Genomic DNA, 12,813 nt, shown 5'->3' on the forward strand with positions numbered 1-12,813 from the left:
ACATGAGAGTGCGCGGAGCCTGAGAGACTGACGAGTATGGATATCGAACGCAGGAACAACATCACCGTGACCGGCAACCCCCAGGGGCGGCCGGTGGTGCTTGCTCATGGGTTCGGCTGTGACCAGAACATGTGGCGGCTGACGGTGCCGGCTCTGGTCGAGGACCACCGGGTCGTGCTGTTCGACTACGTCGGCTCGGGCCGCTCGGACCTGTCCGCGTTCACGGAGGAGCGTTACACCTCTTTGGACGGCTACGCCCAGGACGTGGTGGAGGTGTGCGAGGCGCTGGACCTTCGCGACGCGGTGTTCGTGGGGCATTCGGTGAGCGCGATGATCGGAGTGCTGGCGGCCGACCGGGCTCCCGAGCGGATCGGGGCGCTGGTGATGGTCGCTCCGTCTCCGCGGTACATCGACGACGAAGGCTACCGAGGCGGGTTCAGCGCACAGGACATCGACGAACTGCTTGAGTCCCTGGAAGCGAACTACCTGGGCTGGTCTGCCGCGATGGCACCCGTGATCATGGGTAACGACGAACGACCCGAACTCGGTGAGGAACTCACGAACAGCTTCTGCGCCACCGACCCGGACATGGCGCGCGTCTTCGCCCGCACCACGTTCTTGTCGGACTCGCGGGAGGACCTCAAGAGCGTTCGGGTACCGACACTGGTACTGGAGTGCTCCCAGGACGCCATCGCGCCGCGGGAGGTCGGGGCGTTCGTCCATGAGACGATCCCCGGCTCGGTCCTGGTCACGCTCGATGCGACCGGGCACTGTCCACACCTGTCCGCGCCGCAGGCCACCAACGAGGCGATCACGGCGTTCCTGGCGAGCCAGCGGTGATGTGCCGTATCGGGCCGCAGCCCGAACCCCGTGACACCGGCGGGGGCCAGCGGCCGGACGCGGCGTTCGCCGCGCTGCTGGAGGACAGCGCCGAAGAGCTGTACGAGAGCGCTCCGTGCGGATACCTCTCCACACTGATGGACGGCACCATCGCCAAGATCAATGCCACGCTGCTGGGCTGGCTCGGCCTGGCACGCGAGGAGGTCGTGGGCCGGATGCGGTTCACCGACCTGCTCACCGTCGGCGGCAAGCTGTACCACGAGACCCATTTCTCGCCGCTGCTGCGGATGCAAGGCCAGATCAGCGGCATCGCGCTGGAGGTGAAGCAGACCGAGGGCGGCCGTATGCCGGTGCTGGTCTCCTCCGTGATCAAGCACGGCACCACCGGTGAACCTCTCCTGATCCGCACCACCCTCTCCGACGCCCGTGACCGCCGCGCCTACGAGGAGGAACTGCTGCGCGGCCGCAAAGCGGCGGAAGAGGCGCGCAAGCAGGCAGAGGCAGACCGCGCCCGGCTGCAGGAAGCCCTCGCAGTTCTCCAGCAGTCCCTGCTGCCGGCCACCCTTCCGCCCATACCGGGCATGGAGACGGCCGCTTACTACCACACCGCCTCGCCGGACCGGCTCGGCGGCGACTTCTACGACGTCTTCCCCCTCGACGGCAAACGCTTCGCCTTCTTCCTCGGCGACGTGTGTGGCAAGGGCCCCCAAGCCGCCGCGGTCACCTCACTGACCCGCTACACCCTGCGCGCGGCCGCCCTGCACGACCCCGATCCCGTCCCCGCCCTGTCGACTCTCAACACCGTCCTCCACGAGCGGTACACCGGCAGCGGCGACCCCCGCTACTGCACCGTGGTCTTCGGCACCCTCGAACCCGACCCCGTCACCGGACAGGTCGCCGTCCGTCTCGCCTCGGGCGGCCACCCGCCCGCCCTGGTCCTGCGCGCCGACGGCACAGCCGACTATCTGCCCACCCCCGGCGGCCTCCTCGTGGGCGCCCTGCCCGAGGCACGGTTCACGACGGCGGACACCGTCCTGGGCCCCGGCGACACCCTTCTGCTGTACACCGACGGCCTCACCGAAGCGCGGACGGGGAAGGACCGGGGCAGCCTGTACGGCGACGACGCCCTGCTCGCCTTCGCCACAGCGCACTCAGGCACCACCCCGCACGCCGTCATCCAGGCATTGACCCACCTGCTCGCCGGCTTCGGCGACGGCCTCGACGACGACACCGCCCTCCTCGCCCTCGGCGTCCCCGTCCACGCCCCGACAACGAATCCCACACCATGAGCCCGCTGAACATCGCCCCGAGAGAGACAACCGCCGGTCCCGTTCTGGAGATCACCGGTGACCTCGACTACTCCAACGCCACCCGGCTGCGGGACGTGCTCTCCACGCTCACGCTGCGGCCCGGCGACCGCCTCGTCCTGGATCTCGCCGGCATGACCTTCTGCGACTCCAGCGGCATCACCGCTCTGATCGCGGCCCGCAGCCACGCCCACGCCGCTGAGGCGGACATCGCGCTCGCCGCCGTTCCCGCCCACACCCTGCGCATCCTGCGTCTCGTCGGCCTCGACCAGATCTTCGCCCTCCACCCCGACAGCGAGCACTCAGGTCGGACCTGAGGTGGAGCAGCGGCCGGCTGCCGGTGAGTTCCGCTTCGACGGTGACGGCGATGCCGATGTGGCCGTAGCCCCAGGGGAAGGGGTGCGGGTGCGGGCTCCGGGGCGTCTGCTTACGCTGCGGATATGCCGGACATGGCACTGACATCGCGGCGGCTCGGCAGCGGGCCGCCTCTGCTGGTCCTCCTCCAGCTCGACCGGGACGGCTGGGCGCCTGTCCTGGAGCGGCTCACCCGCCGGTACGAGGTGGTGGGCGTCGACCTCCCGGGCTTCGGTGACAGCCCTGCGCTCCCCGAACAGTCCACGCCGACCGTCGAGGCACTGGCGGCCGCCGTCGCGCAGTGGCTCCCCGGCGTCGGCCTCACCCGCCCGCCCGTTGTGGGGAACTCCCTGGGTGGGGCGGTCGCCCTGGAACTGGCGCGCATCGGCGCGGTCGGCAGCGTCGTCGCGCTGTCCCCGATCGGGCTGTGGACGCGCGCCGAGGCCGCCTACGCTCTCGGTTCGCTTCGCGTCGCTCATGCCATGGCGCGGGCCTGCGCCGAACGCCCCGGCTGGATCGCCGGCCACCCGATCGGGCGTACCGTGGCCTTCTGGCAGCTCGTCGCCCGGCCCTGGCGGATCCCGCAGGAGGCGGCGGCAGGCGCGCTGCGCAACCTGGCTCGCTCGCCCGGCTTCGAGCCGACGCGGCGTGCGGTGCGCGCCTACCGGCTGCGGGCCTTCGTCCCTGAGGTCCCGGTCCCGGTCACGGTCGGCTGGGGCACTCGGGACCTGATGACCCCACCCCACCAGGCCCTCAGGGCAGCCCGACTGCTTCCGGGCGCCCGGCACCTCTCGCTCAGGGGCTGCGGGCACTCACCGATGTCCGACGACCCCGAGCAGGTCACCCAGGCGGTGCTCGACGCGATCGGCGCGCCTGAGTCCAGGTGAGCGCTGGGACAGCCCGGCTGGGGCCGTCTGTTCGGAACCCCGTCACAAGCCCGCCCCCCGGGCATGCGCCGCGGCGCCCGCAACCCGGGCGGCCGACCCCCTGACAGGCAAGGAGGCGTCAGGGCGGGGCCAGCGGCGTTGCCTCGCTGTTTCGCCCCTGCTTGCGTGACCTGCACTCCGTGCCCGCGCTGCTGCCTGCCCTCCTCCATCTCAAGGCCGGCGCCTTCTACATCCAGCTCGCCGGCGAGCCGGAACCGGACAAGGTCCTCACCGTCCTCGCTGAACACCTCCCCGACGAGGCCCGGGTCTTCATCGGCGTCACCGACCCGATCGACCCACGTGTCGAAACCCCCCAGCAGGTCCGCGACCGCGTCCTCGCCGCAGCCCGGCACCTGCCCCCCGACCGTCTGGGCACCTGCGACGACTGCGGCTTCGCCCCCTTTCGCCGACGACACCTCCACCTCCCGCGACACCGCCTTCGCCAAGATCAGCGCCCGCATCGAAGGCACCGCCCTGGCCGCCCGCGAACTCAGCAGCTGAACGAACGCCTCTGCCGGCCACCGAAGCCCAGGGTCAGGCAGGGCCTGCCGCACGACGGCCTGCCCGACCCGCCCGGGCTGTGCAGGCCACCGGCGTACTGAAGGGAGCGTCACCCCGCCCCAGCGCCCTGGCCCGCTACCGCGTTTCCACGCAAGAGACGCCCTCGGCTCCACCTTGCGGGCCGGCCGCACCGGACCGGTGTCGGCCAGCCGAACGGACCGGATGAGACACGGACACCGCCGCACGCCCGGCCACACACCTGGACCGGGACGTATGTCGGCCGGCAGCGCGTTGCGGGCCGGCACCCGCAGCGTACGGGCGGTCCAGGCCGCCGCGCGCAGGACACCGACCCGCCACACGGCGCCGCGACGACGCCCCCTGCGTCGACGTCAGCAGCGACGGAGGCAGGGCCGTGGGTCACTGGCTCGCCGGGGGAGGGGACGGAAGCGTGTTCGTCGCCAGCGAAGGTGGTCGTGGGTCACTGGTGTTGCTGCCATGGTGGGCCGATGAATACGACACCGGATGGACGGCCCGTCCCACCCGCGCATGCTGAGGAGCGCGCCATGCTGGAGGCATGGCTGGACTTTCACCGTGCAACTCTTGCCCTGAAATGTTCGGGCCTCAAGGATGATCAATTACGGCATGCTGCCGTGTCACCCTCGTCGATGACGCTGCTCGGCCTCGTTCAGCACCTGGCTGAGGTGGAACGCAACTGGTTCCAGCGTGTCTTCGCAGGTCAACATGTGCCCCCGGTCTTCGGGGAGAACAACGTCGACGGCTATGCACTGCAGCCGGACCGAGGGCTCGACGAGGCGATGGCTGCCTGGCAGGCCGAGGTCGCCCGCGGCCGTGAGCTGATCGCTGAGGCATCGCTGGACGACTCCGGGCGCCTGTCCGAACAGGAAGCGGGTCATGTGGGCGATCAGGGTGTCTCCCTGCGCTGGATCATGGTGCACATGATCGAGGAGTACGCACGTCACAACGGTCATGCCGATCTGATCCGCGAGCAGATCGACGGAGTCACCGGAGCCTGAGAGGTGCTTGCGCGGTCGCAAGTACCGCGCAAGCACCCGGCTCTGGATCTCAGCCGACGCGCCGGTCTGCTCGGGCAGGGCCTTGGTGTGGGCGAGGCGGTAGGACTCGGTGCCGGTCTGGATGATGGCGCCGTTGAAGGTGGCGCCGTTGAAGGTGCCCTTGGCTATGACAAGCATGATCCGGTCGGCAAGAACGGCGGCGACTCCCGCAACGGCAAACGCCGAGATCCTCCGTTATGCCGACCGCCATGCGGACCGCGTCCGCACCCTCGCGTCACAACGCGGTGATCAGCTTGCTGAACTGTCGTGGGCTCAACTGTCGCGGACTCAGCCCGGTGAACGCGGCTATGCAGGACGGCTCTGACGCCGTCATCACACCAAGGCTTGTCCCGTAAAGATCGCCGGGGGTCAGTGGTGGGCCATCTTGTGACCGCTCGGGCTACGTCGCCACGTCCGCACGCTCTCGCCGTCGGGCAAGCCGTCCCGCGAGTCTGGTTGTGCTCCATCGAGCACGCACGTGCCGCGGCATGCGCGGGGCAGGGCGAACTGGGTGCGGATCAACCCGCGCCGCGACCACAGCTTGGCTGGATCTGAGGAAGCAGCCCCCGCCGTGGCCGACGGCTTCGGAGTACGGCGCCCGGATCTGACGACACCATGACCTGGGATGCCGCGTCCGCTGAGAGACCCCGCCAAGGTGACTGAGCTGCGTGAGATCCTTCCGCATCAACGTGCACATCGTCTCGTAGCGGCGCACCGACCCATCAGGGGTTTGCTCGTCCCATGAGTCCGGCTGACGGTCGTACTCGACATAACCCAGCCTTTCGTAGAGCGCACGTGCCCGGGGGTTGCTTTCCTCCACACCGAGCTCGGCCTGCCGCAGACCGCGGCTCCTGATCCGCAGTTCTGCGGCTTCAACAAGGAACGTGCCGATCCCGCACGACTGCAATGCGGGGTGGACGCCAGCTGCCACAAGGAGCCGGTAACACGATCTTGCGCATCGCTACTGATCTCGAGGTGGCTCTTCGTTGAGATGGGAACTCGCAAGACATCCCGGCCGATGGCGGCTGCCGCGCAGTCTCATCTGCGGCTGTACCCAGCCCACAGGGGGCCGCCGGCCAACTTCAGGACTTCTTTCACTGCTTCTGTGAAGTGGCCTGTTCCGTCGCCCGTATTGGACATCGCTGCAGCCGCGCCTGCCGTCAGGCGACTGTGCAATTCGGGTTCGGCTGCAGCGAGTCGCCGCGAGAGCCACTTGCCGCCGCCGAGCCAGTGCCCGCCCGTCAGCAGGGCCAGTTCTGAGGCGCGCTGCAGCAGGTCGGCCACAATGTATGTCCGCTCCAACGGGTCGGTACAGCCGTGAAGATCGTCCAACGTGTCGGTGAGCGCGTACCGCCGGTCTTCCAATTCTGCCGCTGATGCGGGAGGAGGCCCCGCTGCCAACCGCTCCCGAGATTCTGCCTGCAATGCAGCTCCGAGCCCGTCCGCATCGGCCAGCAGCATGCCTTCCGCGCACATGGCCAGTAGCGGAGATTTACGGGCCGCCGTCTCCCGCTCAGCGAAGAGACGCCAGTCGGCCTCAGTCTGGACGAACAGTTCCACCGGCCAACCTTCATGCACCAGGCTCTCTCGGAAGGGAGCAGGCGGGCCCGCCAGCAGCACCACGATGTCCAGGTCGGAGGTGTGTGTGCGGCGGTGTGTCAGTACGCTGCCAGCCAGGAAGGCGGCCCGGGCCTCAGGGAAACGGTTCCGCACCAGTTCCCTGGCGATCTTCACTTGATCCATTGTGACAGTGTGGCGCTATCAGGAACTCCAGGGCACTGGGATTCCTACCTGCTGCTGGCGGTGTCAGTCTGCCGGCCACCCACACGCCGTCCTCAAGACGCCTCCCACTACCTTCACCGGGTGCGGCTTTTGAGGTGTCTCCAGCAGATGAGGCCGCAGGCCAGGGAGACGAAGGCGTCGTGCTTTGGGTGACGTCATTCACGTTGGCTGCAGTAGTGATGACCTTGATCGGGGTGCCCTTGCCGTCGCAGATCAGATGATGCTTACTGCCCGTCTTCCCGCGGTCGACCGGCGAGGGACCGGTGGCCTCGCCCCCATTTTCGCGCGGAAGTGGGAGGCATCTACACAGGCCCGCGACCAGTCCAGCGCGTCGGAAGCGTGGAGCCGGGCGAGCAGGACGTGGTGCAGGTTCTCGCGGACGCCCGCCTCGTGCCACCGGCCCAGTCGGCGCCAGCAGGTTTGCCCGGAGCCGAACCCCAACTCCAGCGGCAGCAGTTGCCAGCTGACGTCGTTGTGGAGCACGTACAGGATGCCCTGCAGGCACAGCCGGTCATCCACCGGCTTTGGCCCGGGTGCCTTCTCCGGCCAGGGCGGCAACAACGGCTCGATCAGCGCCCACAACTCATCGTCCACCATCCACGGCCGAGTCCTCACATCCTCCCGAACCGCCGAATCATCAGATTGGTCACGTTAGACCGGCACACCTTAAAGGAAACACGCCAGCTTGCGCGCACAGCGAAGCACGTACTGATCAAGCCTGTGATGGGCAGACCGAAAAGTCACCGAGGTGTCACGGAATCACCGTCGCCGATGGCCAGGCCACATGTCGTCATACGCCGCATCGAAAAACTGCGCCTGCGGCGCTGCGCTCGACGGCGACGTCGTCGAATGGGGGGCGGACCGGGGTCGCGGCGGGCCTGAAGACTCGGTGAGGTCCCCGGCGGGGACGACGGAGCCCACCAGCCGCTGCCCGTGCGGAGTCGTCGGGCGGGCATGGGGTGTGACGAGCGGGAGCGAGGCTGCCATCATGACCCGATACGCCGCCCTCCTTTGCGAGCACCGGGAGCACCGCAGGGCAGGAGCCGACGGCTTCCACCCTCGCATGGGGAAGATACCGATCGTGGCGACCACCAGGAGCTGCTGTGCGAGCACGGCCCGGAATCGGTCCCGCCTTCGGCCGCGAGGACCGACAGAACCTCTGGGACGCGATCGGCAACCCCCACCGCGATGCCGCCCTCGCGCGCCGCGCCGAAGAGGCGCGGCGCCGTCTCGCAGGAAGCAGTCGAACGCGAGTATTGGTGAGGCGGATACCGTCAGTGACGGCTGCGGAGTTTGTTCAGCAGGCTCTTGGCCTGGCGTCGGCGACGGGGGTCGGCAGCGGCCCGCCGCGCCTGCTCGGCCGTTCGGCGCCCTTGGGGGCTCCTTGCGAACTGCTTGATTCGTTCCATCATGCGTGGCATGCGGCTCCCATCCCTTGTTACCGGCGAGTGCCTTCTCATCTCGACTACCCCTTCTGGGACGGCTCAGCCCTGCCAGCCGCCGGGATGTGCGGCTCGTGGACGGCCGACGGCGGGCTGGGCGGCGTAGATGTTCGCCGCGGTGCTCCCGACGGGCCCGTCACTGCCATGCAATCGCGCGGCGTCATCATCTGGGACGTGCACATGCCCAGCAAGCTGGCGGTTCCGCTGGCGGAAGCCTCCCGGACGAGTAGGGGCCGACCAGCCCTGTGACGCTGGCCTACCGGGCGGCGACGCCCTTGAAGCCGGATCCGAGTCCGCGCCGCTTGCCGGGTGACGTGTCGCCGGGACGGGTGGTGAGGGCGGTGACCACCCGCGCGATCCGACCCGCAGACCAAACAGCAGATTCCTGTGTCGCGCACGAGGCCGCCGGGTATCGGGACGCAGTCAGCCGCGTAATCGCGCGCGATAAAGCCGGCGACGTCGGCGATCACCCCCGGGATACTGGTCGCCCATGGATGAGGTCCAAGTCGTCGTCGCCCATTCCGAGCGCGCGACCCTGCGCGTCGGCGATGTGTTTCTGAAGGTGGACGCCGATCAGGCGCGCATCGACGTCGAGGTCGAGACGATGTCCCTCGCTCCGGTCCCGACCCCGGAGGTCCTGTGGCGCAAGCCGCCCGTGCTCGCGATCGCCGCGCTCCCAGGGACGACGCTTGGACGTCTCGGCGGGCCGTCGACCGGGTCGCCGACGGCATGGGCCGCGGCGGGCGCCGCCATCCGGAAGCTGCACGACGCGCCGCTGCCGCCCCGGCCCGGCCGGGCAGGCCGGAGCATCATCGCGCTGGCGGCGCAACTCGACGACGAGTGCGAGTGGCTCGTGACGAACGGCGTCCTGCCCGCGGACCTGGTCACCCGCAACCGCGGGGTCGCCGAGGCCGCGCTCCGGCCGTGGACTCCGGCGTTCACACACGGCGACCTGCAGATCGCGCACGTCTTCGTCGAGGCCGACGAGGTCACGGGCATCATCGACTGGTCCGAGGCGGGCCAGGGTGATGCCCTGTACGACCTCGCCACCCTCACGCTCGGACACGAGGAGCACCTTGACGACGTCATCGCCGGCTACGGCGCCGACATCGACCTCGACGTGATCCACGCGTGGTGGTCGTTGCGAAGCCTGCTGGCGGTTCGCTGGCTGGTCGAGCACGGATTCGACCCGTTCGCGCCCGGTTGCGAGGTCGACGTGCTGAGATCCCGCATGTGAGGCTGCGCGGGCCCGCCAGCTCCACACTCGACGACGGCAGCGCGACGCGACCAAGCGTGGGCAGTGCTGGGGGAGTGGTACCCGACACCGGCTGTGACGGCATGCACCGACCGAATAAGCGTGTTGCCTCCTGTGACCGGTGTCGCAAGGCTGCTTCCCGAGCAGGGTGACAGTCGACGGGAGACGAGTCTTGTGCTGCGTATCCACTTCACGCCCGAGGACTTCGCGCACGTCCGGCTGGCGAGGACTCCCGATCCGCTCTGGGAGATCGTCTGCAGCCTGCACCGGCTCCAGACGACGCACGGACGCTGGGCCTACGCGGACTGGTACTGCAGCACCCGGGAAGCACTGGTCGGCAACAAACCGCTCGGGGACGCGGTCCGCAGACTGCTCATCCCGGTGCTCCCCCGGGCGCGCTACTTTCCCGACTTCCTCACCCCGCACGAGTCCGCGGACGGACTGGACCAGGGACTGACAGCGATCCGTGACACCCCGTCCGCCCGGGTCGCCAGCGAAGTGCACCGGCTGGCGAAGGTCAACGGCGCCCCCGCCTGGGCCTGGAGGCTGGTGGAACGCCGCACCCGCGAGGAGTTCGTGAAGGTGCTCCGCGCATACCACGACGCCGTCATCGCCCCCCACCACGACCGCATCTGCGCCGGACTCACCGGTGAGCGCAGCCTGCGCGCCCACCAGGCCCTCGACACCGGCATCGACGGCCTGCTGGCCGCCCTGACGCCCGCCATGCGCTGGCACCCACCCGTTCTCCACGTCGACTACGTCGCGGACCGCGACCTTCATCTCGGCGGCCGCGGGCTGCACCTGGTCCCCTCCTACTTCTGCTGGCAGACGCCCATCACCCTGGCCGACGACACCCTGCAGCCGGTTCTGGTCTACCCCCTGCACCGCTCCCGGCTCCCGACACCCGCGCGCCCTTCCGACGCCTCCCTCGCCGCGCTCCTGGGCAAGACCCGCGCCGCCGCCCTGCGTGCCCTCGCGCTGGGCGCGACCACCTCCGAACTGGCCCGGTTCCTGAGCATTTCCCCGGCCACCGTCACCCATCACACCACCGTGCTGCGCGACGCGGGCCTGATCACCAGCCGACGCTCCCACAACACCGTGCGGCACACACTCACCCCGCTGGGCGCGGCGATGCTCCGCCCCGTACCGCCGTTGCCCGGGGAACCGGACCCTCCCGCCGAGTTCCGGCCAACGGTCCGCCCCGCATCGGCGGTCCAGGACCGTCCTTCTCCTTCTCACTGGTCACAGAAGTCTCAGGGGTAACTCCGGAGTAGCGGCTTCCACCACCCGGCCATGGTCTTTCGACCTCGTTCGAAGGTCATGGCCGAGGCATGCCCCGCTCTGCGAGCGTATGCGGCGTACCACCGCGGAGAACATCCACAGGGCGGAGCGGACCATCCCCGCCCGTGGCAAACACAGTTGGGGGAACCATGAAACGAGCCATCACGGCCGGCGCACTCGCGCTCGCCTCCGCCGCGACCTGTGTGGCCCTGGCACCCGCGGCATCCGCCGCCCCGCAGGCATGCGTCACCACGTCGCTGACCACGGGCGCCCACCAGGGCGTCGGCACGATTCGCTACAAGTCGTCCACCAGCACCTGTGGCGACCTCAACCTCACCTACTCGAACGACTCGACGTCCACCCTCGGCGACCGCTACGCCGGCCGACTCCGCAACTCCAGCGGCGTCTGGAACACCTGCAACAAGGGTTACGTCTGGGCCTCGGACGGCAACCACAGCGTCAACGACTCCACCTACTGGCTGTGCACCGACGTCAACGACGGCACCGCGTTCACGGTGGCGAGCTACTACGACGGCGGCGATTCGGTTCAGATCACCCACTGACCACGTCCCGCCGTGTGCGGGGGCGTCAACGGCGCACGTCGACGGCGTCCCCGCGAGGAGGAGAGGACTGATCCGGATGGCCCGCCGGACGAACCGGCTCCGGTTTCTGACCCGCGTCGCGGTCGCGGCCGCGGCCACCCTGCTCACCGCCTGCGCGGCCGAACCCGTCCAGCGTTCGAACGAGGCGGCGCCGGATCGCGGTTCGCCGGCGTCCGTCATTCCGGCCCGGCTCAGCCGGGCCCTGCCGAACGATCCGGTACGCATGGTCCTGCCCGCGATCGGTGCCGAAACACGCTGGACGCAGGGGCTGGACGTCTTCGTGGAGCAGGTGTCGCGTGCCGCTGCGGCGTCCTGCGCGCGTGAACAGGGAGTGACCCTGCCCGCACAGGTTCCGCTCGCTTTCATCCGGTTCTTCGAACTTCCCGACCTGGATTTCATCGCCCGGCACGGCACCAGCGGGAGCGCTCCTGTTCCCACCCCCGCGGCGGGCCCGGCCACGACCCGGACCGCCGGCCCCGCCGTGTTGCGCCGGTGCAGTGCTGAAGGGAAGACCGCGGCGGACGCGCTGCGCGACCTCTATGCCCCGCTCCAGCAACAATGGTTCGGCGAACTCGTCTCCCTACGACACGACCCCGCCACGGTCCGGGCCCTGCGCACCCTGCCCGACTGCCTCGCCGGATACGGCATCCGGGCCCGCGACGAGAACGCCTTCTTCGCCCTCGCCGACACCCGCATGCAGACCGCCGATCCCTCCGACCTGCCCCGCGCGGAACGCGAGCTCGGCCTCGCGTACGCGACCTGCATGCGCCCGGTCGAGGCCGTCCGCGAACCGGCCCGCAAGCGGCTGCGTACCCGCTTCGTCACCGACCACGCCGAGGAGATCCGCACCCTGCGCCGGACCCTGGTCCCCGCACTCCATCGGGCCGAAGAACAGAACGACATCCGCCTCGTCTTCCCCGCACCCTGACCGCCCGCGAGAGCCGGCCCGCACCCCACGATCCGCCGTAGAGGTCCACGCTTCGAGTGTCGGCCGGGATCACCCACGGCGTGTCCGAGTCGGGGGGAAGCCGGGGGAAGCCGACGGCAGCGAGAGGGTCCTGACCGCCCGGGGCACGCCGCCCCGCTGCGACGATCGCCTGCCATACCGGCGCGGCGACGGCGGCCGGAGGGCGGCCGGTCACCAGACACAGCACCCATCCCGGCTCGCCGTCCGCTTCATGCTCGAAGTCCGTTGGTACGGCTGCGCTCTGCCCCCACGCGTCGCTTCGAGAGCCGGGGTGCGCTGCGGGCTTCCCCAGCCCGGCTTCGGCCGACTGCTCGTGGGTCGCCCGCATCTCTCGCTCGCGGCCGGGCAGACCTTGTCCGACAGGCGGTCCAGGCCAGCGGCACGAAGCTCGTCCTTTGGTCCCGCAACGATGAGGACAACCAGAGGTGGAGCCGGACGTGACCGACCGTTCTCCGCGTCACTACTTTCCCGGAGACGAGGGGA

11 protein-coding genes and 2 pseudogenes are annotated in these 12,813 nt (G+C 69.6%); 10 read left to right on the top strand and 3 right to left on the bottom strand.

All coding sequences use genetic code 11. The features are described from left to right. The first annotated feature begins 36 nt into the window (after nucleotides 1-36). The 6 genes and pseudogenes from ACZ4Z2_RS24760 to ACZ4Z2_RS24785 all read left to right on the top strand — a co-directional run bounded on the left by ACZ4Z2_RS24760 (nucleotide 37) and on the right by ACZ4Z2_RS24785 (nucleotide 4,962). Entirely contained in the window at nucleotides 37-840 is an 804-nt protein-coding gene (locus tag ACZ4Z2_RS24760; RefSeq protein WP_468078840.1) for an alpha/beta fold hydrolase, read from the top strand. Continuing rightward, a complete protein-coding gene (locus ACZ4Z2_RS24765) occupies nucleotides 840-2,129 on the top strand; it encodes a PP2C family protein-serine/threonine phosphatase (RefSeq protein WP_468078841.1) in 1,290 nt (429 codons plus the stop codon). Before ACZ4Z2_RS24760 ends, ACZ4Z2_RS24765 begins: the two co-directional genes overlap by 1 nt. Continuing rightward, entirely contained in the window at nucleotides 2,126-2,464 is a 339-nt protein-coding gene (locus ACZ4Z2_RS24770; RefSeq protein WP_468078842.1) for an STAS domain-containing protein, read from the top strand. The genes ACZ4Z2_RS24765 and ACZ4Z2_RS24770 overlap by 4 nt, the downstream gene beginning before the upstream one ends. Before the next feature lie 123 nt (nucleotides 2,465-2,587). Beyond that, nucleotides 2,588-3,388, top strand: coding sequence for an alpha/beta fold hydrolase (locus tag ACZ4Z2_RS24775; RefSeq protein ID WP_468078843.1), 801 nt, complete (start codon nucleotides 2,588-2,590; stop codon nucleotides 3,386-3,388). 188 nt (nucleotides 3,389-3,576) lie between these two features. Next, a pseudogene (locus tag ACZ4Z2_RS24780) lies at nucleotides 3,577-3,928 on the top strand (5-methyltetrahydropteroyltriglutamate--homocysteine methyltransferase); the annotation flags it as partial. Between the two features lie 506 nt (nucleotides 3,929-4,434). Beyond that, nucleotides 4,435-4,962 carry a DinB family protein gene (locus ACZ4Z2_RS24785; RefSeq protein WP_468078844.1) on the top strand — a complete coding sequence of 176 codons (528 nt, stop codon included), beginning with the start codon at nucleotides 4,435-4,437 and terminating at the stop codon, nucleotides 4,960-4,962. Between the two features lie 709 nt (nucleotides 4,963-5,671). Here the strand turns inward: ACZ4Z2_RS24785 and ACZ4Z2_RS24790 are convergent. The 3 genes and pseudogenes from ACZ4Z2_RS24790 to ACZ4Z2_RS24800 form a co-directional block, all read right to left on the bottom strand. Continuing rightward, nucleotides 5,672-5,940: pseudogene (locus tag ACZ4Z2_RS24790) on the bottom strand (GNAT family N-acetyltransferase); the annotation flags it as partial. A gap of 99 nt (nucleotides 5,941-6,039) precedes the next feature. Then, the gene (locus ACZ4Z2_RS24795; protein ID WP_468078845.1) at nucleotides 6,040-6,744 is read right to left on the bottom strand and encodes a nucleotidyltransferase domain-containing protein; all 705 of its coding nucleotides are present in this window, start codon (nucleotides 6,742-6,744) and stop codon (nucleotides 6,040-6,042) included. 252 nt (nucleotides 6,745-6,996) lie between these two features. Continuing rightward, nucleotides 6,997-7,380, bottom strand: coding sequence for a transposase (locus ACZ4Z2_RS24800; protein ID WP_468078846.1), 384 nt, complete (start codon nucleotides 7,378-7,380; stop codon nucleotides 6,997-6,999). A gap of 1,335 nt (nucleotides 7,381-8,715) precedes the next feature. Between ACZ4Z2_RS24800 and ACZ4Z2_RS24805 the strand changes: the two genes are divergently transcribed. The 4 genes from ACZ4Z2_RS24805 to ACZ4Z2_RS24820 all read left to right on the top strand — a co-directional run bounded on the left by ACZ4Z2_RS24805 (nucleotide 8,716) and on the right by ACZ4Z2_RS24820 (nucleotide 12,291). Further along, nucleotides 8,716-9,462: a phosphotransferase family protein gene (locus tag ACZ4Z2_RS24805; protein WP_468078847.1), complete on the top strand. Its 747-nt coding sequence runs from the start codon at nucleotides 8,716-8,718 to the stop codon at nucleotides 9,460-9,462. A 192-nt stretch (nucleotides 9,463-9,654) separates the two neighbouring features. Further along, the gene (locus ACZ4Z2_RS24810; protein WP_468078848.1) at nucleotides 9,655-10,743 is read left to right on the top strand and encodes a helix-turn-helix domain-containing protein; all 1,089 of its coding nucleotides are present in this window, start codon (nucleotides 9,655-9,657) and stop codon (nucleotides 10,741-10,743) included. A 167-nt stretch (nucleotides 10,744-10,910) separates the two neighbouring features. Beyond that, the gene (locus ACZ4Z2_RS24815; RefSeq protein WP_468078849.1) at nucleotides 10,911-11,324 is read left to right on the top strand and encodes a hypothetical protein; all 414 of its coding nucleotides are present in this window, start codon (nucleotides 10,911-10,913) and stop codon (nucleotides 11,322-11,324) included. 76 nt (nucleotides 11,325-11,400) lie between these two features. Then, nucleotides 11,401-12,291 (top strand): hypothetical protein, encoded by an 891-nt coding sequence (locus ACZ4Z2_RS24820; protein WP_468078850.1) that lies wholly within the window; start codon nucleotides 11,401-11,403, stop codon nucleotides 12,289-12,291. The last annotated feature ends 522 nt before the right edge of the window (nucleotides 12,292-12,813 follow it).

This window comes from Streptomyces sp. NPDC030183, from assembly GCF_055573455.1.